Genomic DNA, 22,855 nt, shown 5'->3' with positions numbered 1-22,855 from the left:
CGTACGACGACGTCTTGTACGTTCTTTGCGTGGCCGCCGACCAGCCCGAAGTCTCCGCCTGGCGCCCGCGCGTCCCGGGTGTCGTGGAGGTCTTCCACGCCCACTTCACCGAGTACGCCTACCCGATGCACGTCCACGACGCCTGGACGCTGCTCATCGTGGACGACGGGGCCGTACGGTACGAGCTCGACCGGCACGAGCACGGCACCCCGCACGACACCGTCACCCTGCTGCCGCCGCACGTGCCGCACAACGGCTCCCCCGCCACCCCGGACGGCTTCCGCAAACGGGTCGTCTACCTCGACAGCAGCCGGCTCGGCGAGGAGCTCATCGGGCGCGCCGTCGACACACCCGGCCTGCGGGATCCGCTGCTGCGGCGGCGCGTCGGGCAGGTGCACTCCGCCCTCGCCGGGCCCGGCGACGAACTGGAGGCGGAGAGCAGGCTGACCCTGGTCGGGGAGCGGCTGCGGGACCATCTGCGAGGGCGGACCGACGCACCGGTGCCCCGCCCGGATCCGGTCCTCGGCCGGCGGCTGCGGGAACTGCTCGACGCCCGGGTGGCCGACGGCGTCTCGCTGGAGGAGGCCGGGCGCCTGCTGCACGCGCATCCCGCCCATCTGGTGCGGGCGTTCAGCGGGGCGTACGGCATCGCCCCGCACCAGTACCTGATGTCGCGCCGGGTCGGGCGGGCCCGGCGGCTGCTGCTGGACGGGCTGGCTCCGGGCGAGGTGGCCTCGGCCACCGGCTTCTACGACCAGGCCCATCTCACCCGGCACTTCAAGAGGCTGGTCGGGGTGACCCCGGGGCGCTATCGCAGCAGCTCGCGCTGAGCGTCGTACAGATTGCGCGGGCGTACGGCGTCCGTGGTGCCGTACAGCTCCAGGCGGGAGTGCAGGTCGCCGGTGAAGTCGGGGACGTCGATCTGGTCGGACTCGGTCACCGTGTTGAGGCCGACGGTCGCCGAGTACGGGGCCAGGCCGTCGATCTTCATCAGGCCCGCGCGGCCGTTGGTGACCCTGATGTTCCAGTGGGTGAAGCGGGCGCCGAACAGCGGGCCGGCGTTGGCGTCCCCGCCGTGGCGGCCGTTGTTGTTCACCGTGATGTCCGTGCGGACGTCTGCGAAGGGCAGGCCGCGGTGGCTGTCGAAGGTGCCCATCTCCATCCGGCCGCGCGACCAAACGTTGTGGGAGGACAGTCCCTCGACGTTGATGCCGTGGAGCTGGGTGTTCGGCGGGGCCGGGACCGTGCGCTGTTCGATGGCGAAGTCCTCGACCAGATTGTCGTGGGAGCCCTCGCGGCAGAAGTACGGGTGGTGCGAGCCGCGTCCGGCCACCCGGGTGCGGCGCAGGGTGCAGGCGGAGGCGGCGACCAGGCCGAAGCCGTTGTCCACGTTCGTCACCGTGACGTCGTCCACCCAGCAGTCGTAGGCACATTGGAGGACCACGCCGTTGTGGCCCTTGTCGAGCAGGTGCGGGGACTGCGGGGTCTCGACCGCCTCCAGGGTCAGGCCCTCGACCGCCGACCCGGTCAACTCGGATACATGACTGGTCAGTTGCGGGTTCCACTCGGGACGGATGTCGAGCGGGAGGGGGCGTTCGAGGGTGATCCGGCGGCCCCGGACCCGGGTGATGCGCACCGGCCACTCGTAGGGGACGTACGACAGCAGCTTGGTCTTGTCGTCCCAGGAGTACGACGCCGGGCCCGGGCCGCCGCCGGCCATGTGCTGGAGGAGGGTGTGCGCGGGGTCGTCGGCGAGGCGGAGGAGGACGAGCCGGCCGGGATGCAGCCCTTCGGGATCGGCGACGGTGACCGTCCACGAGCCCTGCCGGGCCGGTTCCACCGCCGTCAGCGGCGCCCACTCGTCCCGCTTGTTGCCGGTCCAGCCCTCGAACGGCCAGGCGCGGGACCTGATGGCGGCCACGAGGGAGTCCCATCGGGCTCCGGGCGCCAGCCAGATGAGCCCGCCCGCCCAGGACCAGGCCGACTTGTCCCCGCCGTAGCGGGAGCCGTAGACGCCGATCAGCTCGGTGAGGGACTTCGTCGCGTACAGCGTCGTACGGCCGCTGCCGGCGCCGCGCAGGACCACGCCCGAATCACCGATGCGGATCACGTCGTCGATGCGGAAGGTGCCGGGCGGGACGGTGACCGTGCCACCGCCGGCCCGTCCGGCGGCGGCGACGGCACGGTTGATCGCGGGGGCGCAGTCGGTGGTGCCGTCGGGTACGGCGCCGTAGTCGGTGACGTCGGCGAAGTGGCGGGGGCGGGGGAAGCGGGACGCTCCGCCGCGGTAGCCGGCGCGGCCGACGTAGGGGATCTGGGGGTGCGTGAGGGGGGCGCGCGTGAACTCGCGCCAGATGTCCGGGACTTGTCCGGGGGGCGAGGCCTCGGCCGCCCGCGCGGTGCCGGCCGTCGCCCCGAGCGCCGCGGCCGTGGCGCCCGCGAGCAGGGTCCGTCTCGTGAGGTGCGTGCCGCTCATGTCCACCCGCCCCTTCATGTTCACTCATATGAACGCTGTTCAGTATCGCGTCGGCGGTGAGCATGCCACTCCCCGGCGGGAGGGGGAAGGGGTCCTACGGCAAGTCAGTCGGCGGGGCGCTCGATCAGGTGCCTGAACGCGTCCAGATTGCGCGTGGATTCGCCCCGGGACACCCGCCAGGCGTACTCCTTGCGGATCGAGGAGGCGAAGCCCAGCTCCAGCAGGGTGTTGAAGGCGCCGTCGGCCGCTTCCAGGACCTGGCCGAGGAGGCGGTCGATCTCGTCGGGGGTCACGGAGGCGAGGGGCAGGCGGGCGGTGACGTAGATGTCGCCGAGGCGGTCGACGGCGTAACTCACGCCGTACAGCTTGAGGTTGCGCTCCAGGAGCCAGCGGTGGACGCCCGCCTCGTTCTCGTCGGGGTGGCGGATGACGAAGGCGTTCAGGGAGAGGGAGTGGCGGCCCAGGAGGAAGGAGACCGTCGTGGAGAGCTTGCGGGTGCCGGGGAGCTTGACCACGTAGTTTCCGGGCTCGGGGCTCTCCCACTCCAGCTCGGCGTCCTTCAGGACACCTTCCAGGACCTGCCCGGCCGACTTCGCACCATCACCCATGGTGGGAGCGTACGCGACGGCGGTGGGACTGGGTCGCGGCCGTGTAGACGTCGGCGGTCTCGGCGGCCGCCCGGTCCCAGCCGAAGCCCTGTGCGTGCCGGGCGGCGGCCCGGCCCATGCTCGCCGGGAGGGAGGGCTCGTCGGCGAAACGGCGCAGCACGCGCGCGTAGTCGGCGGGACGGTGGCCGTGGACCAGGAAGCCGGTCTCGCCGTCGCGCACGGCCACCGGCAGTCCGCCGACACAGGCCGCGAGCACCGGCGTGCCGGCCGCCTGCGCCTCTATGGCGACCAGCCCGAAGGACTCGCTGTAGGACGGCATGACCAGCACGGACGCGGCCCGGAACCAGTCCGCGAGCTGCTCCTGGCCGACCGGCGGGCGGAACCGTACGACGTCCGCGATGCCGAGCCGGGCGGCGAGCTTCTGCAGCCCTTCCGGCTTGGCGAGCCCGCTGCCGCTCGGGCCGCCCACGACCGGCACGAGGATGCGGGAGCGGAGCTCCGGGCGCTCCTCCAGCAGCACCGCCACCGCGCGCAGCAGGACGTCCGGGGCCTTCAGGGGCTGGATGCGGCCCGCGAAGAGCGGGATCAGGGCGTCCTGCGGGAGGCCGAGGCGGGCGCGGGCGGCGGCGCGGCCGTCGGCGGGGCGGAAGCGGTCGAGGTTGACGCCGGGGTGGACGACGGCGACCTTCGCGGGGTCGGCGGCGTAGTGCCGCACCAGCTCGTCGGCCTCCTCCGTCGTGTTGGCGATGAGCCGGTCGGCTGCGGCCACGATCTGGGTCTCGCCGATGACGCGGGCGGCGGGCTCGGGGGTGTCGCCGTCGGCCAGGTTGGCGTTCTTGACCTTGGCCATGGTGTGCATGGCGTGCACCAGGGGGACGCCCCAGCGCTGGGCGGCCAGCCAGCCGACGTGGCCGGAGAGCCAGTAGTGGGAGTGGACGAGGTCGTAGTAGCCGGGGCGGTGACCGGCCCAGGCCTGCATCACGCCGTGTGTGAAGGCGCACAGCTGGGCGGGGAGGTCCTCCTTGGCGAGGCCCTCGTAGGGGCCGGCGTCGACGTGCCGGACGAGGACGCCGGGGGCCAGCTCGACCGTGGGCGGCAGGCCGCCCGCCGTGGCCCGGGTGAAGATCTCGACCTCGATGTTGATGGCGGCGAGCCGCTGGGCCAGCTCCACGATGTAGACGTTCATGCCGCCGGCGTCGCCGGTGCCGGGCTGGTGGAGCGGGGAGGTGTGCACGGAGAGCATGGCGACGCGGCGGGGCCTGCGGTGCAGTCGTAGCCGTGCGGCGGCCGACGGGGAGCGTCGCCCGAGCCTGCTGACGTACTGGCTCACCTGGCGGTCCTCTCCTTGCTGCGGGCATGCCGGACGGAGGACCGACCTCGCCCTCCCAGGAGGTCCAACAGCGGAGGGGGTCGCGCCATTTCCCGATCAAGGCGCTTTACTCAATCATTACCATCGGCTGCCCTTACCCTCGTAGGCATGCATGCCCGCGCAACGTCCCGACCCGTGGGAAACGTGACGCGCGGGACGACCAATCCCAACCGGCTGCGCCGTATGGACCGCTGGATCGCGGCGACGCACGGCGCCGAGCTGCGGCGCGCCGGGGACCCGCTGGCGATCGACCTCGGCTACGGCGCCGCCCCCTGGACCGCCGTCGAACTGCTCGGCCGGCTGCGGACGGTCGCGCCCCGCGCGCGCGTGGTCGGCATCGAGATCGAACCGGAGCGGGTCGCGGCGGCGAGGGCCTACGAGCGGGAGGGGCTGGACTTCCGGCACGGCGGCTTCGAGGTGCCGGTGTCCGGGCGGCCGATGCTCATCCGGGCCGCCAATGTGCTGCGCCAGTACGGCGAGGCCGAGGTCGCCGCCGTCTGGGAGCGGCTGTGCGCGCGGCTCGCCCCGGCCCACGGCGGCTCGCGCGGCGGGCTGCTGGTCGAGGGCACGTGCGACGAGATCGGGCGGCGGCACGTGTGGGTGGCGCTCGGCCCGGAGGGGCCGCGGACCGTCACCTTCGCCACCCGGCTGGGCTCGCTGGAGCGGCCCTCCGACCTCGCCGAGCGGCTGCCGAAGGCGCTGATCCACCGGAACGTGCCCGGCGAGCCGGTGCACGCGTTCCTGCGCGACTTCGACCGCGCCTGGGCCGCCGCCGCGCCCTACGCCTCCTACGGCGCCCGGCAGCGCTGGCTGCGCGCGGTACGGGACCTGACGGCCGACTGGCCGGTGACGGACGGTCCGGCGCGCTGGCGGCAGGGTGAAGTGACGCTCCCGTGGGGAGCGTTGGCGCCCCGAAGCTGACATCACCCGTTCGGGACCGGTGAGACGGAACGATCCTCGTGCGCCGTTCGTCACACCGGCGGGGAGATGGTCATGCGGGGGCGGACGCGGGGGAACACCTCACCGAGTCACCGGCCTCTGTCGTTTTGCGGCACAACGTGGCACCATCCCCCAGACACCATAAGTTACTGACGGTAAATCAACTTTGGGGGCAAGTGTGATGGGCTGGGGCAGGCGCAGCATCCTCTCGGCCGCCGTGACCGTGGTCTGCGCGGTGACCGTGCTGGCAGCGCCCGGCACGGCCTTCGCCACCCCGGCACCCACGCCGGGCACGACCCCGGCTCCCACTCCGAGCACGTCCCCGACTCCCCCGCCGAGCAAGGATCTGGAGAAGGTCCGCGAGCAGCTCGACCGGCTGTACCACGACGCGGCCGTCGCCACCGACGCCTACAACGCGGCCGAGGAGCAGACGAAGCAGCAGTCCGCCCAGATCGTCGCGTTGGCCAAGAAGATCGACGAGGGCCAGCAGAAGCTCGCCAGGCTCAAGGACCAGGCGGGCGCGGCCGCCCGCGAGCAGTACCGCACCGGCGGGATCCCGCCCACCGCCCAGTTCCTGCTCAGCGACGACCCCGGACAGGTGCTGGACGGGGCCGGACTGGTGCTCCAGGGCCAGCGTGCGACGAAGTCGCTGATGAGCGAAGTGACCAGCACCCAGAAGCAGTTGCAGGCGTACGCCGACGACGCCGCCGCGCAGTGGAAGAAGCTCGACGCCGAGCGCCAGGCCAAGGCCACGGCCAAGAAGAAGATCGAGCAGCAGATCGCCGCCGCCCAGAAGCTGGAGTCCGAGCTGGAGAAGCGGGACCGGGAGCGGCTCGCCAAGCTGGAGGACCAGGCCGCGCTGAAGGCGCAGACGGACTGGCTGGACACCGGCATCCTCAAGAAGATCCACGGCAAGGCCTCCGCGCAGGGCGAGAAGGCGATCGCGTTCGCCACCGCCCAGCTCGGCAAGCCCTATGTGTGGGGCGCCGAGGGCCCGAAGTCCTACGACTGCTCCGGCCTGACCTCCCAGGCCTGGGCGGCGGCCGGCCACCCCATCCCGCGCACCTCGCAGGAGCAGTGGAAGCAGCTCCAGCACGTCGACATCAAGGACATGCGCCCCGGCGACCTCATCATCTACTTCGACGACGCCAGCCATGTCGCCCTCTACGTCGGCGACGGCGCGATCATCCAGGCCCCTCGTCCCGGGCGGACGGTGACGGTCGCGGGCGCCGGCTCGATGCCGATCCTGGGGGTCGTACGACCGGACGCGTAGGTATGCGGCCGCGGCGCGCGGGCGGGCGGCGGATCCTCGTGACCCACGCCACGTGACCCACCACACCCCCAACCCCCGCCCAAACCCGGGCCGGACGTGAGCTTCGTCATCCCCGGAGCCGGGGCGCCCTGTCCAACTGTCGTACGGAACGCGGCATATGACAGCGGCCTGCGCGTGAGCGACGCGGCTCACACCATTCCATCGGGACGGGAACACCCGCTATGGTCCCCGTCGGTGGCTTCGAGACCCTCGGCGCCGCCCATGCCCTCGGGGGGAGGGAAGGAACCCGGAACGATGCCCGTACCCGTACCGCGGCAGAGAGCGATCCCGGCCGTGGAGAGTGGTCAGGCGCAGGCCGCGTCGCAAGGCGGCCCCCTCAAGGAAGAGGCGCACCGCAACGCCACCACCGCGGGCGGCGCGAACGCCGCCCCGCTCACCCTGCTGCTGATCGAGGACGATCCGGCCGGTTCGCCGATCGTGCCCGACCTGCTGGACCCGGCCGGCAAGCCGATCCGTGTCCGTACCGCCCGGAACCTCACCGAGGCCGAGCGGCTGCTCACCGAGGACGTCCACTGCATCCTGCTGGACCTGGCCCTTCCGGCGCCGGGCGGCACCGACAGCGACGACGAGCTGGCCGTGCTCAAGCACGTGCTCCAGCTCGCGCCCCGGCATGCCGTGCTCGCGCTGACCGCCTCCGGCGACGCCGAGCGCGGTGCCGAGGCCGTGCGCGTGGGCGCGCAGGACTACCTCTTCCGGGACGAGCTGGACGGCCGGCTGCTCAGCCGCGCCATCCGCTACGCGGTGGAGCGGAAACGTTCCGACACGGCCGAGCGGCGGCTGGCCGAGGGCCGGCTGCGCGCACAGGAGAACCGGCGCCTGGAGCGCGGGCTGCTGCCCACGCCCCTGCTGGAGGGCTCCTCCCTGCGCTTCGCCGCCCGCTACCGCCCAGGCCGCTCCCGCGCGCTGCTCGGCGGTGACTTCTACGACGCCGTCCGCACCCCCGACGGCACCGTGCACGCCATGATCGGCGACGTCTGCGGCCACGGCCCGGACGAGGCCGCGCTCGGCGTGGAGCTGCGCATCGCCTGGCGGGCGCTGACACTGGCGGGCCTGTGCGGCGACGAGCTGCTCGGCACGCTGCAGCAGGTGCTGGAGCACGAGCGGGCCGACGAGGAGATCTTCGCGACCCTGTGCACGGTGGACATCGCGCCCGACGGCCGCCGCGCGGGCCTGTGCCTGGCCGGTCACCCGGCCCCGCTGCTCGCCCGCCCCGGCCGGCAGGCCCGGCTGCTGCCCTACGACAACAACGGCCCCGCGCTCGGCCTGCTGCCGGGCGCCCGCTGGCCGCGGATGCAGGTGGAGCTGGGTTCCGAGTGGAGCCTGATGCTCTACACCGACGGCCTGATCGAGGGCCGGGTCGGCGAGGACGGCGAGCGGCTGGGGCAGGACGGGATGGTGTCGATGATCCGCCGCCAGCTCTCCGAGGGTCTGCGGGGGGAGGAGTTGTTGCGGGCCGCGGTCAGTGAGGTGCGGGAGCTCAATGGGGGGGAGCTGACGGACGACGTGGCGGTTGTGTTGCTGGACCGGACGGCGTAGTGGTCGGGGTCTCGCCGTAGGGGGTTCCTCGCCATCGCCGGGTGCGGGTGTGTGGTGGGTCGCACGCGCAGTTCCCCGCGCCCCTGGGGAGTTGCAGCTCGCCCAGCTCCTAGCGGCCGCCGTTCCACGGCCCGTAAGGACCATCGCTGCTGCTCCCGCGCCCCCGGCGACGGAAACCCTTCCCGCCGGAGACCTGCTGCAGGGCGGGGCGTACGTCCACGAAGAAGACGATCGAGGCGACCAGGCCCGCGAGCTGCAGGAACAGCATCGACACCGGGATGAAGTTCACGGCGACCGCGAGGCCGAGGATGATCAGCCAGAAGCCCTTGTTCTGCTTGTCCGCGGCGCGGTACGCGTCTTGGCGGAAGATCGCGGCCATCACGAAGGCCACGATGGCGAGCGCCAGCATCGCGGTGGAGATCAGCCACATCACTCCGCCGATTGCCGTCGTCAGCACAATGCCCACCACCCGAGTCGAGTCGTCCGTACAGCCACCGTACCCGTACAACGGGCCGGACACCCCCAAGGTGCCCGGCCCGCTGTCATTCCGTCGTGATCCCGCCGCTGCCGGTCACTTGGCCGGCGGCGTCGTCTTCTTCGCGGTGGTGGCCTTGCGCGCGGCCGGCGCCTTCTTCGCCGCCGGCTTCTTCTCCTCGGCCGGCTCCGCGGCGGCCTCGGCCGGCTTCGGCTCCGCCGCGGCCGGCTCGGGCTTGCCCTCGACGGCGATCGCGAGGTCCTCGATCTCCTCGGCGGCCTCGCCGCGCCAGTTCTTCACGGCCTGCTCGCCGTGCTCGGCGACCTTCTCGTAGGTCTCGCGGGCCTTGACGGCGTACTCGGCGGCGACGCCGACCCCGCGCAGCGCAAGGTCCTGGGCCTGCTCGCCGAGCTTCTTCAGGTCGACGTCGAGGGTGCCGAGGAACTCGTTGACCTTGGTCTGGAGGGTCTCCTGCGCCTCCTTGGCCCGGGCGGCGGCCTTCTCCTGCACGGCCTTCGGGTCGGTGTTGCGCACCTTCTCGATGCGGGCCGGGGCCTCGGTGCGCAGCTGCTCGACCAGGGCGGGCACCTTCTTGGCCTGCTGGAGGGCGAGGTCGGCGGTGCCGGCGGCGAAGTAGAGCGGGGTGGGGTCGCTGAGGGTCTTGCGCAGGTCGTCGGTGATGGCCATGGTGATCTGGTCCTCCCGGATTCGCGTTCGGCTGAGGTTGGTGTGGTCCCGCGGTGGGAGCCGGCGCCCTGGTCCGGTTACCCGGCCGTCCGCCGCGGGCCTGCATCGGCATCGTGTCCGCCGGCCGTGCCGGTGCCGGGCACGGCGGTGCCGTCGGTGTCCGCTCCCTGTGCGCCGTCCTCGTCGCCGGCGGGCTCGCCGATCCCGAATCCGTTCTCTTTGCGGAAGGACTCGTAGATCTGGAGCAGCACCTGCTTCTGCCGCTCGTTGAGCGAGGGATCGGCGAGGATGACCGCCCTGGTCTCCACTTCATCCCGGTCCCGCTCGGCGTCGAGGATCCCGGCGCGGACGTACAGCGTCTCGGCGGAGATGCGCAGGGCCTTGGCGACCTGCTGGAGCACCTCCGCGCTCGGCTTGCGCAGCCCGCGCTCGATCTGGCTCAGGTAGGGATTGGACACCCCGGCGGCGTCGGCGAGCTGCCGCAGCGACAGCTGTGCGTTCCGCCGCTGCTCGCGCAGGTACTCACCGAGGTTGCCGACGTTCAGCGATGCCATGCCTCCACCTTGCCCCACCCTCGCTAACAATTGCAAGCACCCGCTTGCAAAAGTCTGTCGCAGTCCGCGGCGAGGGAGGGGCGCCGGACCTACCGGGCGAGTTCGGCCGGCTCGTTCAGGCGGGTCAGCTTGTGCGGGTTGCGCACCACGTGGATCCGGGTGATCCGGCCGTCCTCCACCGTCAGGCTCAGCGCGCTCGGTTCGCCGTCGACGTCCATGCGGCCGGCCGGGGCGCCGTTGAGCCACACCGACGTCACCTCCAGCGTGTCCACCAGCCGGTGCGCGCGCACGAGCACCTCCGCGACCGCTGCGGCCCCGTGGAACGGCGTCACGGCGGCGGCCACCACCCCGCCCCCGTCGGTGACCATGACCACGTCCGGGGCCATGAGCTGCAGCAGCTCCGCCAGCTGCCCGGTGCGCAGTGCGGCCAGGAAGCGTTCCACCACGGCCTGCTGCTCGGCGCGGCTCACCCGCACGCGCGGCCGCCGGGCCGCCACGTGCTCACGGGCGCGCCGCGCGATCTGCCGTACCGTGGCCGCCGTCTTCCCGACCGCCTCCCCGATCTCCCCGTACGGCAGCTCGAAGACCTCGCGGAGCACGAACACCACGCGCTCGGTCGGTCCCAGGGTTTCCAGGACCGTCAGCATCGCGATCGACACGCTCTCCGCGAGTTCGACGTCCTCGGCGACATCGGGGCTGGTCAGCAGGGGTTCCGGCAGCCACTCGCCGACGTACTCCTCGCGGCGGCGGGACAGGGCGCGCAGCCGGTTGAGCGCCTGCCGGGTGACGATCCGCACCAGGTACGCCCGGGCGTCACGCACCTCGGCCCGCTCGACGCCGGCCCACCGCAGCCAGGACTCCTGCAGCACGTCCTCGGCGTCGGCCGCCGAGCCGAGCATCTCGTAGGCGACCGTGAAGAGCAGGCTGCGGTGGGCGACGAAGGGATCCTCGGTCATCGAGCCGGCTGCTCCGGACGCGCGGCCAGCGGGATCTCGCAGGACTCGGAGTAGCCCTGCGAGGTGATCCCCTGGGCCGTGTTGCAGCGACTCGCGAAGTTGGCGAAGCCGATGACCACGGTGAGTTCGACCAGCGCCGCCGGGCCGAGCCGGTCGAGCAGCCGTGCCGACAGCTCGTCGGTGACGGTCGTCGGGGTGTTCGTCATGGCCTCGGCGTACTCCAGCACGTCCCGCTCCAGCGGCGTGAACACCTCCGACTCCCGCCAGCGCGGCACCTGGCTCGCCTTGGTCAGGTCCAGGTTCTGGTTCAGCGCGAGGAAGTAGTTGATGTCGAGGCACCAGCTGCAGCCGACCTGTGCCGCCACGGCCATGTGCGCGAAGGTCTTGAGGTCCGCGTCGACCGCCTCGCACGCGCCGACCTTCATGGCGAACTCCCGGCAGGCCATGGCGAGTTCCGGGTGGTTCCACAGCACCTCGTCGGGCTCGGGCACGGCACCGAGCTGCTTCAGCAGGGCCTCCCTCAGCTCGGCGGGCAGTTCTGCCTTCGGAACGCGCAGGGTCATGGTGTCCTCCTCGGGTACCGACCGGTTCTGACCGGTTCGCCATGAAGACACCGCCGGGCTTGCGGGTGTGACACCGGGCCCGGCGGCAGGTCGCAAGGGTGGTCAGGATTCGAGAAGCGGCGGGCGGCCCCGCCCCGCTACCGTGACCGCCATGGACGACGCCACCGCACCGCACACAGCCGACAGCCACGACCTGATCCGTGTGCACGGCGCCCGGGAGAACAACCTCAAGGACGTCAGCGTGGAGCTCCCCAAGCGCCGGCTGACCGTGTTCACCGGCGTGTCCGGCTCCGGCAAGAGCTCGCTGGTGTTCGACACGATCGCCGCGGAGTCGCAGCGGCTGATCAACGAGACGTACAGCGCGTTCGTGCAGGGCTTCATGCCGACGCTCGCGCGCCCCGAGGTCGACGTCCTCGACGGGCTCACCACCGCGATCATCGTGGACCAGCAGCGGATGGGCGCCGACCCCCGCTCCACCGTCGGCACCGCCACCGACGCCAACGCGATGCTCCGCATCCTGTTCAGCCGGCTCGGCAAGCCGCACATCGGCTCGCCCAAGGCGTACTCCTTCAACGTCGCCTCGATCAGCGGGGCCGGCGCGGTCACCGTGGAGCGCGGCGGACAGCAGGTGAAGGAGCGGCGCAGCTTCAGCATCACCGGCGGCATGTGCCCGCGCTGCGAGGGCCGGGGCACGGTCACCGACCTCGACCTCACCCAGCTCTTCGACGACTCCCTGTCCCTCAACGAGGGCGCGCTGACGGTCCCCGGCTACAAGACGGGCGGCTGGAACTACCGCCTCTACACCGAGTCCGGCCTGTACGACCCGGACAAGCCGATCCGGAAGTTCACCAAGCGGGAGCTGCAGGACTTCCTGTACAAGGAACCGACCCGGATGAAGATCGCGGGCATCAACATGACCTACGAGGGTCTGGTCCCGCGGATCCAGAAGTCGATGCTCGCCAAGGACAAGGAGGGCATGCAGCCGCACATCCGGGCGTTCGTGGACCGCGCGGTCACCTTCACCGTCTGCCCCGAGTGCGAGGGCACCCGGCTCACCGCCGCGGCCCGCTCCTCGAAGATCGACGGCGTCAGCATCGCCGACGCGTGCGCGATGCAGATCAGCGACCTGGCCGAGTGGGTACGCGGGCTGGACGAGCCGACGGTGGCACCGCTGCTGGCATCCCTGCGGCACACCCTGGACTCGTTCGTGGAGATCGGCCTCGGCTATCTCTCGCTCGACCGGCCGGCGGGCACGCTGTCGGGCGGCGAGGCCCAGCGCGTGAAGATGATCCGCCACCTCGGCTCGTCCCTCACCGACGTCACGTACGTCTTCGACGAGCCGACCATCGGCCTGCACCCGCACGACATCCAGCGGATGAACGAGCTCCTGCTGCGCCTGCGGGACAAGGGCAACACCGTGCTGGTCGTGGAGCACAAGCCGGAGGCGATCGCGATCGCCGACCATGTCGTCGACCTCGGTCCCGGCGCCGGTACGGCGGGCGGCACCGTCTGTTTCGAGGGCACCGTGGAGGGGCTGCGGGCCAGCGGCACCCTCACCGGCCGGCACCTGGACGACCGGGCCCGCGTCAAGGACACCGTGCGCAAGCCCACCGGATCGCTGGAGATCAGGGGCGCGAACACGCACAACCTGCGGAACGTCGACGTGGACGTCCCGCTGGGCGTGCTCTGTGTCGTCACGGGTGTCGCGGGCTCCGGCAAGAGCTCGCTGGTGCACGGCTCGATGCCCGCGGGCGCGGACGTCGTGTCGATCGACCAGACCCCGATCCGCGGCTCGCGGCGCAGCAACCCGGCGACGTACACCGGGCTGCTGGAGCCGATCCGCAAGGCGTTCGCCAAGGCCAACGGTGTGAAGCCGGCGTTGTTCAGCGCCAACTCCGAGGGCGCCTGCCCCACCTGCAACGGCGCCGGTGTCGTCTACACCGACCTGGCGATGATGGCCGGTGTCGCCACGACCTGCGAGGAGTGCGAGGGCAAACGCTTCCAGGCCTCGGTGCTGGAGTACACCTTCGGCGGGCGGGACATCGCGGAGGTGCTGGCGATGTCGGTGACCGAGGCGGAGGAGTTCTTCGCCGCGGGCGAGGCGCGCACCCCGGCCGCCCACAAGATCCTCGAGCGGATGTCGGACGTCGGCCTCGGCTACCTCACCCTGGGCCAGCCGCTCACCACGCTCTCCGGCGGGGAACGCCAGCGCCTGAAACTGGCCACGCACATGGCCGACAAGGGCGGGATCTACGTCCTGGACGAGCCGACGACCGGCCTCCACCTGGCCGACGTCGAACAGCTCCTCGCCCTGCTGGACCGTCTGGTCGACTCCGGCAAGTCGGTCGTCGTCGTCGAACACCACCAGGCCGTCATGGCCCACGCCGACTGGATCATCGACCTGGGCCCCGGCGCCGGCCACGACGGCGGCCGCGTGGTCTTCGAGGGCACCCCGGCGGAGCTGGTGAAGACCCGCTCCACCCTCACCGGTGAGCACCTGGCGGAGTACGTCGGCGCGTGAGGGGGCGGGCCGGCCGGGTCAGCCGGCCAGTACCGTCTCGCAGGCCGACCAGGCCGACGGGCTCAGCAGGGGCCGGACGCGGGTGAGGAGAGCGAGGAGGTCCGGACCCCATCGGCCGCGGAAGGCGGGGTCCCGGCGGGCCAGGTCGAGTTCGTTGGCGGCGGTCAGCTCGGCGAAGTCCCGGCGCGGGCCGGCCCCGGGGACATGGGCGCGACCGGTGAACCGGTCCTGGAAGAGCCCGTCGTCCTCGGCGAGCGCCGGATAGGTGGCCTTGCGGTCGCAGGAGCCGTACAGGTACACGAGGGCCTCGGCCTCGGCACCGATGACGGCCGCCAGTTCGGCCCGTCGGCCGGGCGGCAGCAGGGGCTCGGGAAAGCCGTCGGTGCCGTAGCAGGCGTGGCACAGGCCGGCGAGCCGGAGGGCCGGGCGCGCGCCCCACTCCGCCAGCTGCCGTTCGACGCGCCGGAGATGCGCGAGGAGGGTGCCGCCCGGATGCGCGAGACGGGCGGCACCCCGCTCGCGCAGGAACGCGACCGCGGCGGCCTGGGGGTCCGACACGGGTCTCCTCCGTCCATCGGCCCGGGGGACATCGACCTGCCGATCATCCGGCGGCCGCGGCGGGCCGGTCAATCCTCGGTTTCCCTCCACCGGCCCAAGCCGACGCTTCACCCGCTTCCCCCGTCAGAACGGGAGCGGACGGGCGTGGACCACGTCCAGGCGGGAGACCGCCCTTGTCAGCACGACGTACAGCCGGTGCGCGCCCCGCTCCTCCGCCTCCGCCACCGCCGCCGGTTCCACGGCGATCACATGGTCGTACTCCAGGCCCTTGGCCAGGGTCGCGGGGACGAGTGTCAGGCGGGCGCCGAGCTCGTCCGGGCCGGCCGGGGCGAGGCCCGCCGCCGTGAGGGCCTGCCGTACGGCGGCCACGTCCACGTCGGCCGCCACGACGCCCACCGAGCCCTCGTGGACCAGCGCCTCGCGCACCGCGGTCACGGTCGTGCCCGGCACGTCGTCGGTCGGGCGCATCCTCAACTCGCCGTCGGCGCGCAGGGAGTGGGCCGGGGGCACCGAGACGTCCAGGCGGGGCAGCAGGCGGTTGGCCAGCGCCACGACGGCCGCCGGGGCCCGGAACCCGGTGGTCAGCGGGACCACGGCGGCCTCGGCGCGGCCCAGGTGGCGCAGCTGGACGGACCAGTCGCGGGCGGCCCACGGAGTGGTGCCCTGGGCGAGGTCGCCGAGGACGGTGAGCGAGCCGAAGGCCGCCCGGCGGGCGATGGCCCGGCACTCCATGGGAGACAGGTCCTGGGCCTCGTCGACCACGAGGTGGCCGTAGCCCTCGGGGTGTTCGATCAGGCCGGCGAGTTCGTCCAGCAGGACCAGGTCGGCGGCCGACCAGCGGGCCGACTTGTACGAGCGCGGCGGGCGGGGCCACAGCAGTGCCGCCTGCTCGTCCGGGTCCAGCAGGCCTTCGGCCGAAAGCGACAACTCCCCGGGATGGGCGAGGAGTTGGGTCAGCACCTCCTCCGGGCGGACCCTGGGCCAGACCAGGTCGAGATGCTCGGTGAGCGGGCGGGCCCGCTCCATGCGGCGCACCCAGGAGGCGGGCAGCACCCCGGCGCGCCGTTCGGCCCGCTCACGCAACCGCCGCACCACCCGGGTGCGCACCCGCTCGCGGCCGATGGCGTACGGCGGCTCCTCGGTGCGCACCGCCTCGACGATGTCGGCCAGTTCCGCGGCGGGCACCCGCCACCGGCTGGAGCCGTCCTTCACGACGAGGTCGGTCACGCCGTCGGTGGTGATCCGGCCGTACAGCGCCCGGCGCAGCACCTCGGCCATGCGGGGGTCGTGCTTGAGCGCCGCCGTGTGCGCCGGGTCGGTGCCGGTGACCGGGTGGCGGGCGATCTCCTCCAGGAGGGTCGACTGGCGCACACCCGTCTCGCCGAGCGAGGGCAGTACCTCGGCGATGTACGACAGGAAGGTGCGGTTGGGGCCGAGGATCAGCAGTCCGGCGCGCTGGAGCCGCTTGGGGTGGGTGTAGAGCAGGTACGCGGCGCGGTGCAGGCCCACCGCCGTCTTGCCGGTGCCGGGCGCGCCCTGGACGCACACCGACTCGGTGAGGGCGGCGCGGACGAGGTCGTCCTGTTCGGGCTGGATGGTGGCGGCGATGTCCCGCATGGGTCCGACGCGGGGCCGCTCGATCTCGCGGGCGAGGATGTCGCTGGTCCGGGACTCGCCCCGGCCGAGGTGCTCGTCCTCCAGGCCGGTGAGGTCGGCGGAGTCGCCCCGGCTGCCGGGCGCCCAGCCGAACCGGCGCCGTACCTCGACGCCCCGGGGGTCCCGGGCGCTCGCCTGGTAGAAGGCGCGGGAGACCGGGGCCCGCCAGTCCACCACGAGGGGTGGGGCGGCCGGGTCCTCGGTGATGCGGAGCCTGCCGACGTGGTAGTGCTGCCCGCCGTGCTCGGGGTCGGTGGCGGCGAAGTCCAGGCGGCCGAAGAACAGCGGTCCGGGCGGCAGTTCGCGCAGCGCCTTGGCCTGGCTGCGCAGTCGGCGGCCGAGCACTTCGGCGTCGGCCCCGGAGGCGGAGACGTCCTCGCCGATGACGACCTGCTCGGCGGCGCCCTCGACCATCGCGGCGAGGGCGGCACGGCAGGTGTCGTGGTGGGCGCGCTCGGTGTGCAGGGTGTCCGTGAGGGCGGGGCGGGGTGACGTCATGGCGCCAGGGTAACGCGATAACGTTACCGAGTTACATTTTTAACCGAGTCTCATGCGTCACGCCTCAGCTCCGGCAGCCCCTCCGCCAGCCGCCGGAACGCCCGCTCCGCCGCCCGTACGGCGTCCGGCGCCACCTGTTCGATCCGCTCCCCCGCCGCGACCCGCCGCCAGTTCTCCTGGGCGAGGATGCGCTGCACGGCGATGATCTGCCCGGCGGCCAGCCGTGCGTCCAGTCCGCCGCCGAGCGCCTCGGCGAGCGCCGCCTCCGACCGCTCCAGATGGGAGTGCGCCCGCGCCACCAGGGCCGGGGTGCCGTAGAGCAGGGTGTGGAAGGCGAGCACCTGGGGGTGGTCGTTCAGCCCGGTGACCGGATCGCGCCGTTCGAGACCGGCGAGGAAGTGCCGGCGCAGCGCGTCCACCGGGTCGGCCGCCTGGGCGACCACCCGCGCGGCCTCCGTCTCGTGGTCCGCGATCCGGTGCAGGACCAGGTCCTCCTTCGCCGGGAAGTACCGGAAGAGCGTCGGCTTGGAGATCCCGGCCGCCGCCGCGACCTCGGCCACGGACACCGCGTCGAAGCCCCGCTCCAGGAACAGCCGTACGGCGATGTCCGACACCTCCTGGTACATCCGCCGCTTCTTGCGCTCACGCAGGCCGATCTCCTCACCCATACCGCCGAGCCTACGCACGCTACGCCAGGGCACGAGCCAGATAGGGATTCGCCGTCGGGCGGGCCGGCAGGCCGAGTGAGCCCTTGGCCGCCGCCAGGGTCATGGCGTACGAGTCCACGGCACGGCGGACGTTGGGAGCGTCCAGACTGGCGCCGGTGACCAGCCGGTCGAGGTCCACATAGGCCGAGCGGACGATCTCGATCCACCGGTAGACCCGCCAGTCCTGCTGCCAGTCACGGGTGTACTCCGCGGGCATCAGGGACTCCCAGCGGCGGAACATCCGGTCCCGGATCTCCGGCCGGGTCGGCGTCAGGTGCATGTGCCTGACAAGGTCGTACAGGGGATCGCCGAAGGCCGCCAGCTCCCAGTCGATGAGGGTCAGCGCCAGGTCGTCGTCGCGGCGTACGAGGTTCCACGGATTCAGGTCGCCGTGCAGCAGGGTCGGCTTCCGGTGGCTCACGTCGTGCCGGGCCAGTATCTGCCGCAGCCGGCCGGCCTCGGGCAGACCGAGCAGCCGGGCCAGGTGCTGGGACTGCTTGGGCAGACCGCCGACCAGGGCCACGAGCTGGTCCGCCAGCCAGCCGTAGAAGCGGAAGTCCCGCTCGCCCGCCGCGGGGTCGAGCTTCGTGTAGTCCACGTCCTTCAGCGCGCAGAGCTGGTCGACGAGCCGGTCCGCCTCGTGCGGGAGCAGCCCGTGCACCGGGTGGTCGGGCGGCCGTTGGGTGTCGAGCGGCCCCTCGTAGGTGTGGATGGCGAAACTGTCCTTACGGAATTGCCCCGGATAGCTCTCGCCCAGGGCGAGAATCCTCGGCGCCGCCACCGGAACACCCGAGTCCTCGATGGCCCGCAGCACCGCGTGCTCGCTGAGAAAGCTGCGTTCACGGCGGCAGACCTTCGCCACCTTCCGCCGTACCACCACCGGGAAGTCGACACCGGGGACCCGCACCACGGAATTCAGATGGGCCGTTCCCTTGAACACCCGGCCGGCCGGAGCGGCACCTTCCGCGTGCAGCGCCGCGTGCACGGCCGAGTAAGGGAAGTCCCGGTGCTCGGGCACCCTTCTGTCCGGGGTCCAGGAGGGGGAGACAAAGGTGGAGAACAGGCCCTTGCGTGCCTTTCCGCGAGAGATGCGCCAGCGGAACAGGATCCGCTCGATCTCCGCCTCGCCGGGCAGAGCGCGCAGGTTCAGCGGTGCCCGGGCCGCCTCCAGGGCGCGGCGCACCTTCCCCGTGGCGTGGTCCAGCCCCTTCTGGTCGAACGTCTCGTCCAGGGAGATCGCGGCGCGCATGACGTCCGGGTACACCGACTGCGCCTGCTCGAAGGCGATGTAGTGGCGCAGGTCCTTGGCCAGCCCGTTGACCGCCGCCGGGCGGACCCGCCCCATGGCCTCGGCCCAGGCGTCGATCACCTCGGACCACTGGTGCCTCGGGTACCGCATGCGCACCAGATGGGTCGCCAGGTCGTGGAGCGGGTCGCCGTACGTCGCCAGCTCCCAGTCGACGCAGATCAGCGGGGGTTCCCCGGCGTACGTCATGATCAGGTTGTCGCGGTGCAGGTCGGCGTGGAGCAGGCTGTACGGCCGGCGCGCCATCGGCGGCACCCGCTCGGCCAGCCGGACGAGCGCGTCCTCCGGAATGCCCAGCGCCGCGAACAGACCGCCGAACGCCCTCCAGTTGGGCCGGCGGATCTGCTGGTCGGCCAGGCGCGCGAGCGTCTGCAGAAAGCCCTGGCTGTCCTGGTCGTTGCTGGGCCAGCCGGCCGGCAGCGGTGGCAGCGCACCCCGGCGCACCTGGGCCATCTGGGCGAGCAGCCCGGCGAGGGCCTTGATCAGCAGCGCGTCGACGGGCTTGCCGTTGCCGCAGACGCTGGAGAGCGGCACGCCTTCCACATAGCTGTGGACGGCGAACCCGTCCCCCTCCGCCAGGCACTCCGGCGCGTGCGGCAGGACGCTCCTGACCGCCCGGAGGATCTCCGCCTCGTTGTGCCAGGTCCTGATCACCACCGGCAGCACCTTCGGCCGCCGGATCCGCACGGTCACCGAGGTGCCCGCCTCGCGGCCCAGGAGCTGTGCCAGGGGCAGCGGGAGCGGGATCCGGTAGTTGTCGTTGTGGTGGCCGCTGCTCACCTCGCCCTGACGCGTGGCGAGGTCGACGAATCCTTCGTTCAGCGCATGCACTGCGCCGGGTCCGGCGCGTTCCCCACGCAAGAGGTGGGAAACGGGAGGTGCGCCCACTGGCCGCTCCGAATTGCTCGCGCTGGTGGAAAGTATGGCAAACGGTAAACGCGGGTGTCTGTCCGCACGAGCGGAACCGTGGCCGACTAGCCTCAACGGGTGTGTTCGGCGCTCGTCTGCGTCAGGTTCTTTTCGGGTCGGCACGATTGCCGTCCCGTACGTACGAACGGGAGCGGTTGCTCACTCGGTGCGCGCATGCTACAGCACACCGCTCGACCGGCCCTCGATCAGCGGGGCTGTGCTCACCCGGCGGCGGACTCGTCCGTCAGCAGCTCCCACATCGCGTCGAACCACGCCGTCATGCCGTCCACGAAGGTCGACCCCGGCGAGTCGGTGCGGCCGTCCCGGACGTGATGGGTGAGGGTCGCGCCGAAGCCCAGGACGTCCACCGCCCGGACCTCTTCGTGGACGTCGAGCATCACCGGCCGGACGAGCGGTATGTAGGGACCGTGCAGCACCTCGGAGCGGTTGATGACGTACAGCTTGAACGTGGGTGCGAAGGGGGCATGGCGGAACTCGTACGACACCTTCGGGACGAGCTTCTCCGTGTGCAGTTCCCCGAGGACCTTGCCGAGGGAGGCGATGTGGGTGTCGGCGATGCGCCGCAGCCGTTCCCGCAGCCGCTTGTCGTCCCGCCGGTCCACTCCCCGCGGATACGGCAGGGCGTCGATCGCGGACGGCAGGATCAGGCGCAGGGCGATGCGCTCGGGCGCGATGATCCCGGCACGGATCCGCTCCGCCTGCAGGTGGATGTGGGTGTCCAGGCTCTCCGAGGTCAACGTGTAGATGTCCAGGGTGACTTCGGGCTGCTCGAAGGCCTCGGCGATCAGCGGGCCGAGGGTCAGCTGGCGGCGCGAGCGGCTGGCCCGGGGCGTCGAGGACTGGATGCGCTGGTTGCGCAGCACCCGTGAGCCCTTGCCCTGCCGGGACTGGATCCAGCCCTCGCCGCGCAGTGCCTGCAGGGCCCGCTGCACGGTGTCCCGGGAGATCCCGAACTCCTCCGCCAGCGTTCTCTGCGGGGGCAGATAGGTGTCCACCGGGTAGAAGCCGTCGGCCATCCGCGCCCGCAGCTCGTCCGCGACCCGGAGGAACTCGTGCCCGCCCGCCTCGTCGGCCCGGTCCTCCCGCTCCACCGTCACACCCGGTTCGTACCTCCCCCGCACCGGCGGCAAACTCCGGCCGCCAGGCAACCAGTCAAGTCAACTGGCCGGTTACTGGATCTAGTTGACCGGGCATGCTGCCACAAGCAGTCAACTTCACCAGTCAACAGTGGCGACTTGAGGGGTTGACCGGTTGCCGGGGCGCGACGGGGGGTGGAAGCCGTGACGATCCATGTGCTCGGGTTCGACGTGCAGGTCGACGACCTCGGTCAGCTCGTCCTGTGGGGCGCGGGACTGCTGGTGTCGCTGACGGCCTGGATCCGCAAGCGGGTACGGCACCGGTCGCGGGCCGGGGTTCCGGGTGCCGCGCGGCCCGCTGTCACCGGCGGCGACGCAACACGCGCAGCAGCGGCTCCAGCGACGCGACCACGAACCCGGCTCCGGCCTCCCGCAAAAGCTTCCCCTTCCGTTCGTTACGCGCGTAGCCGAGGAAGGGCACACCGGCGTCGTTCGCGGCGGCGAGGTCGGAGGGCGAGTCGCCGATCATCAGGGCCGCCGAGGGGGCGGAGCCCGTCGCGGCCAGCGCCCGGTTCAGACAGTGCGGGTCGGGTTTGAGGAGGTGCAGGTCGGTCGTGCGTCCGTAGATGTGCGGGGCGAAGCAGCCGGTGAGCTCGCGGCCCTGCAGATAGGCGCGGACCACTCTGGGGGAGTTGTTGGTGGTGATGGCCAGGCGGGAGCCGACCGCGGTCCAGGTGCGTATCAGGGGGTCGGCGTAGGGGGTGGGCAGGGCGGAACCGGCGGCCCGCAGCTCCTCCTGGGTGAGACGTTCCTCCAGCTCGGTCACGAGGTCGCTGCCGGGGTGCCGGCGGTCCACGGCGCGCAGCACCACATGCGGGTCCAGCGAGTCGCGTTCGGAGTCGCTGAGCAGGTTGTGCAGCCCGCGCCCGGCCAGCCAGTCCACCAGCTCGGCCGCCACCCGTTCCGCCCGGTGCCGCGCGAACAGACGGCAGATCGGTCCGTCGAAGTCCCAGAGGACCACCTGGGCACTCTCGATCAGAACCCGTAGCTTCTCGATCTCGTTCGCCGTCTGTTCGGACTGCGCCGTTTCAGTCTGCGTCTCAGTCTGCGTCGCATCAGAAGTCACTAGGAGAGTGTCAGGTCCGTGGTGATGGTTTCCCAGAGGGCGTCGAACCACTTCTGCGATTGCTCCACGAACGCCGCGTCCCGCTGTCCTGCCCGCTGCTCGAACGAGAACAGCAGGGACTCGGAGCCGAGGGTGTCGTACATCTCCAGTGTGCCGCTGTCGGTGGGCTCCTCGCGCCGCGTGATCATGTAGTGCGCGAAGAGCGCCTCCACCCCGTTGAGCAGGTACAGCTTGACCGGCGGGGTGAACGGCAACGCCCGGAAGGTGACCTGGACGTCGATGTCGTGGGTGGCGCGCAGCGCCTGGAGGTTGTACTGCAGCACCTGGCCCTGGGCGTTGCGCATGGCCAGCCAGCGCTGGTGGACGGCGTCGTCCTCCTCGCTGCCGGCGTCGACGGAGACCGGGAAGGCGAGGTTGATGTCGCGGGACGGCAGCAGGATGCGGGCGTCGATCCGCTCCGGGCGCAGCCGGCCCTCGTGGACCAGGCGCAGCGGCTCGCCGAGCGCGGGGATCAGGCTCTGCGCGGTCAGGCAGACGGCGTCGATGCGCACGTGCGGCGCCGCGAACGCCTCGGTCAGGCGGGGCGCGAGCGCCACCATGGTCGGCTGCGGCTCGCCCCGCGTGAGCCGTGGCTCGGCGACCCGCGGGGGGCTGCCCTTGCTGACGTCGGCGAGCAGGCCGTCCGCCTGGAGCATCCGCAGCGCCTGGCGTACGGCACCCCGCTCGACGCCGAACTCCCCGGCCAGCTCGGCCTGGGTGGGCAGCCGCTCGCCCGGCTGCAGCTCACCGCTGCGGATGCGCTCGCGCAGGGTCTCGGCGATCTCCTGGGGCGTGAGCCTCCTGCTGCCGTTCACTGCCACATGCTCCTGAGTCACGACCAAACGCTACAACTCTGATCCATCTTTGGGGAGTTGCCGAGAAGTTGTTTATGAACTCGGACCAAGTGGGGACAACTTAGTTGGAGTTGGTTGCCAACTTCTA

Annotated in this window: 20 protein-coding genes; 5 read left to right on the top strand and 15 right to left on the bottom strand. The window is 72.0% G+C overall.

Going from position 1 to position 22,855, the window contains the following annotated elements; translation table 11 throughout:
- Window positions 1-29: 29 nt before the first annotated feature.
- Window positions 30-830 carry a helix-turn-helix transcriptional regulator gene (locus FB563_RS15900; RefSeq protein WP_055709768.1) on the top strand — a complete coding sequence of 267 codons (801 nt, stop codon included), beginning with the start codon at window positions 30-32 and terminating at the stop codon, window positions 828-830.
- On the opposite strand, the gene FB563_RS15895 is transcribed toward FB563_RS15900, so the two are convergent.
- The 3 genes from FB563_RS15895 to mshA all read right to left on the bottom strand — a co-directional run bounded on the left by FB563_RS15895 (window position 809) and on the right by mshA (window position 4,414).
- Complete coding sequence (locus FB563_RS15895) at window positions 809-2,476, bottom strand: glycosyl hydrolase family 28-related protein (protein WP_208766300.1); 1,668 nt, start codon at window positions 2,474-2,476, stop codon at window positions 809-811. The genes FB563_RS15900 and FB563_RS15895 overlap by 22 nt on opposite strands.
- 104 nt (window positions 2,477-2,580) lie before the next feature.
- Window positions 2,581-3,084 (bottom strand): type III secretion system chaperone family protein, encoded by a 504-nt coding sequence (locus FB563_RS15890; protein WP_055706559.1) that lies wholly within the window; start codon window positions 3,082-3,084, stop codon window positions 2,581-2,583.
- On the bottom strand, window positions 3,077-4,414 hold the full coding sequence (mshA, locus tag FB563_RS15885) for a D-inositol-3-phosphate glycosyltransferase (RefSeq protein ID WP_055706560.1): 1,338 nt from the start codon (window positions 4,412-4,414) through the stop codon (window positions 3,077-3,079). The genes FB563_RS15890 and mshA overlap by 8 nt, the downstream gene beginning before the upstream one ends.
- Before the next feature lie 147 nt (window positions 4,415-4,561).
- Between mshA and FB563_RS15880 the strand changes: the two genes are divergently transcribed.
- The 3 genes from FB563_RS15880 (at window position 4,562) to FB563_RS15870 (ending at window position 8,261) form a co-directional block, all read left to right on the top strand.
- A complete protein-coding gene (locus tag FB563_RS15880; protein ID WP_107100635.1) occupies window positions 4,562-5,374 on the top strand; it encodes a class I SAM-dependent methyltransferase in 813 nt (270 codons plus the stop codon).
- 199 nt (window positions 5,375-5,573) lie between these two features.
- Window positions 5,574-6,665 (top strand): C40 family peptidase, encoded by a 1,092-nt coding sequence (locus FB563_RS15875; protein WP_055706561.1) that lies wholly within the window; start codon window positions 5,574-5,576, stop codon window positions 6,663-6,665.
- Between the two features lie 294 nt (window positions 6,666-6,959).
- Window positions 6,960-8,261, top strand: a complete 1,302-nt coding sequence (locus FB563_RS15870; RefSeq protein WP_055706562.1) for a PP2C family protein-serine/threonine phosphatase — start codon at window positions 6,960-6,962, stop codon at window positions 8,259-8,261.
- Between the two features lie 109 nt (window positions 8,262-8,370).
- On the opposite strand, the gene FB563_RS15865 is transcribed toward FB563_RS15870, so the two are convergent.
- From FB563_RS15865 to FB563_RS15845, 5 genes are all read right to left on the bottom strand, one after another.
- Window positions 8,371-8,691: a DUF2516 family protein gene (locus FB563_RS15865; RefSeq protein ID WP_079048796.1), complete on the bottom strand. Its 321-nt coding sequence runs from the start codon at window positions 8,689-8,691 to the stop codon at window positions 8,371-8,373.
- A gap of 141 nt (window positions 8,692-8,832) precedes the next feature.
- Window positions 8,833-9,423 carry a hypothetical protein gene (locus tag FB563_RS15860; RefSeq protein WP_055706563.1) on the bottom strand — a complete coding sequence of 197 codons (591 nt, stop codon included), beginning with the start codon at window positions 9,421-9,423 and terminating at the stop codon, window positions 8,833-8,835.
- A 77-nt stretch (window positions 9,424-9,500) separates the two neighbouring features.
- On the bottom strand, window positions 9,501-9,977 hold the full coding sequence (locus FB563_RS15855; protein WP_055706564.1) for a helix-turn-helix domain-containing protein: 477 nt from the start codon (window positions 9,975-9,977) through the stop codon (window positions 9,501-9,503).
- Window positions 9,978-10,066: 89 nt separating this feature from the next.
- Entirely contained in the window at window positions 10,067-10,933 is an 867-nt protein-coding gene (locus FB563_RS15850; protein WP_055706565.1) for an RNA polymerase sigma-70 factor, read from the bottom strand.
- The gene (locus FB563_RS15845; RefSeq protein WP_055706566.1) at window positions 10,930-11,496 is read right to left on the bottom strand and encodes a carboxymuconolactone decarboxylase family protein; all 567 of its coding nucleotides are present in this window, start codon (window positions 11,494-11,496) and stop codon (window positions 10,930-10,932) included. The genes FB563_RS15850 and FB563_RS15845 overlap by 4 nt, the downstream gene beginning before the upstream one ends.
- Before the next feature lie 151 nt (window positions 11,497-11,647).
- Here FB563_RS15845 and FB563_RS15840 point away from each other — a divergent pair, with 151 nt between their 5' ends.
- The gene (locus FB563_RS15840; RefSeq protein WP_055706604.1) at window positions 11,648-14,017 is read left to right on the top strand and encodes an ATP-binding cassette domain-containing protein; all 2,370 of its coding nucleotides are present in this window, start codon (window positions 11,648-11,650) and stop codon (window positions 14,015-14,017) included.
- Between the two features lie 18 nt (window positions 14,018-14,035).
- On the opposite strand, the gene FB563_RS15835 is transcribed toward FB563_RS15840, so the two are convergent.
- The 7 genes from FB563_RS15835 to FB563_RS15805 all read right to left on the bottom strand — a co-directional run bounded on the left by FB563_RS15835 (window position 14,036) and on the right by FB563_RS15805 (window position 22,755).
- Window positions 14,036-14,575, bottom strand: a complete 540-nt coding sequence (locus FB563_RS15835) for a DUF6817 domain-containing protein (RefSeq protein ID WP_055706567.1) — start codon at window positions 14,573-14,575, stop codon at window positions 14,036-14,038.
- 123 nt (window positions 14,576-14,698) lie between these two features.
- Window positions 14,699-16,729, bottom strand: a complete 2,031-nt coding sequence (locus FB563_RS15830) for a HelD family protein (protein ID WP_055706568.1) — start codon at window positions 16,727-16,729, stop codon at window positions 14,699-14,701.
- Between the two features lie 50 nt (window positions 16,730-16,779).
- Window positions 16,780-17,397, bottom strand: a complete 618-nt coding sequence (locus FB563_RS15825) for a TetR family transcriptional regulator (protein ID WP_055706569.1) — start codon at window positions 17,395-17,397, stop codon at window positions 16,780-16,782.
- Window positions 17,398-17,416: 19 nt separating this feature from the next.
- Entirely contained in the window at window positions 17,417-19,573 is a 2,157-nt protein-coding gene (locus FB563_RS15820; RefSeq protein WP_199832833.1) for an aminoglycoside phosphotransferase family protein, read from the bottom strand.
- 299 nt (window positions 19,574-19,872) lie between these two features.
- Window positions 19,873-20,769 carry a winged helix-turn-helix domain-containing protein gene (locus FB563_RS15815; RefSeq protein ID WP_234357774.1) on the bottom strand — a complete coding sequence of 299 codons (897 nt, stop codon included), beginning with the start codon at window positions 20,767-20,769 and terminating at the stop codon, window positions 19,873-19,875.
- 340 nt (window positions 20,770-21,109) lie between these two features.
- The gene (locus tag FB563_RS15810; protein WP_199832834.1) at window positions 21,110-21,925 is read right to left on the bottom strand and encodes an HAD family hydrolase; all 816 of its coding nucleotides are present in this window, start codon (window positions 21,923-21,925) and stop codon (window positions 21,110-21,112) included.
- Entirely contained in the window at window positions 21,874-22,755 is an 882-nt protein-coding gene (locus FB563_RS15805) for a winged helix-turn-helix domain-containing protein (RefSeq protein ID WP_199832835.1), read from the bottom strand. Before FB563_RS15805 ends, FB563_RS15810 begins: the two co-directional genes overlap by 52 nt.
- Window positions 22,756-22,855: the final 100 nt, after the last annotated feature.

Source organism: Streptomyces puniciscabiei (assembly GCF_006715785.1).
Classification (GTDB): Bacteria; Actinomycetota; Actinomycetes; order Streptomycetales; family Streptomycetaceae; genus Streptomyces; species Streptomyces puniciscabiei.
This window is presented reverse-complemented; position numbering and strand designations above follow the sequence as displayed.

Excerpts from the sequence above, each read along its gene's own strand:
- FB563_RS15895 (WP_208766300.1), bottom strand. The coding sequence starts at position 2,476 with ATGAGCGGCACGCACCTCACGAGACGGACCCTGCTCGCGGGCGCCACG.
- FB563_RS15890 (WP_055706559.1), bottom strand. The coding sequence starts at position 3,084 with ATGGGTGATGGTGCGAAGTCGGCCGGGCAGGTCCTGGAAGGTGTCCTG.
- FB563_RS15880 (WP_107100635.1), top strand. The coding sequence starts at position 4,562 with ATGCATGCCCGCGCAACGTCCCGACCCGTGGGAAACGTGACGCGCGGG.
- FB563_RS15875 (WP_055706561.1), top strand. The coding sequence starts at position 5,574 with ATGGGCTGGGGCAGGCGCAGCATCCTCTCGGCCGCCGTGACCGTGGTC.
- FB563_RS15870 (WP_055706562.1), top strand. The coding sequence starts at position 6,960 with ATGCCCGTACCCGTACCGCGGCAGAGAGCGATCCCGGCCGTGGAGAGT.
- FB563_RS15865 (WP_079048796.1), bottom strand. The coding sequence starts at position 8,691 with ATGTGGCTGATCTCCACCGCGATGCTGGCGCTCGCCATCGTGGCCTTC.
- FB563_RS15860 (WP_055706563.1), bottom strand. The coding sequence starts at position 9,423 with ATGGCCATCACCGACGACCTGCGCAAGACCCTCAGCGACCCCACCCCG.
- FB563_RS15855 (WP_055706564.1), bottom strand. The coding sequence starts at position 9,977 with ATGGCATCGCTGAACGTCGGCAACCTCGGTGAGTACCTGCGCGAGCAG.
- FB563_RS15850 (WP_055706565.1), bottom strand. The coding sequence starts at position 10,933 with ATGACCGAGGATCCCTTCGTCGCCCACCGCAGCCTGCTCTTCACGGTC.
- FB563_RS15845 (WP_055706566.1), bottom strand. The coding sequence starts at position 11,496 with ATGACCCTGCGCGTTCCGAAGGCAGAACTGCCCGCCGAGCTGAGGGAG.
- FB563_RS15840 (WP_055706604.1), top strand. The coding sequence starts at position 11,648 with ATGGACGACGCCACCGCACCGCACACAGCCGACAGCCACGACCTGATC.
- FB563_RS15830 (WP_055706568.1), bottom strand. The coding sequence starts at position 16,729 with ATGACGTCACCCCGCCCCGCCCTCACGGACACCCTGCACACCGAGCGC.
- FB563_RS15825 (WP_055706569.1), bottom strand. The coding sequence starts at position 17,397 with ATGGGTGAGGAGATCGGCCTGCGTGAGCGCAAGAAGCGGCGGATGTAC.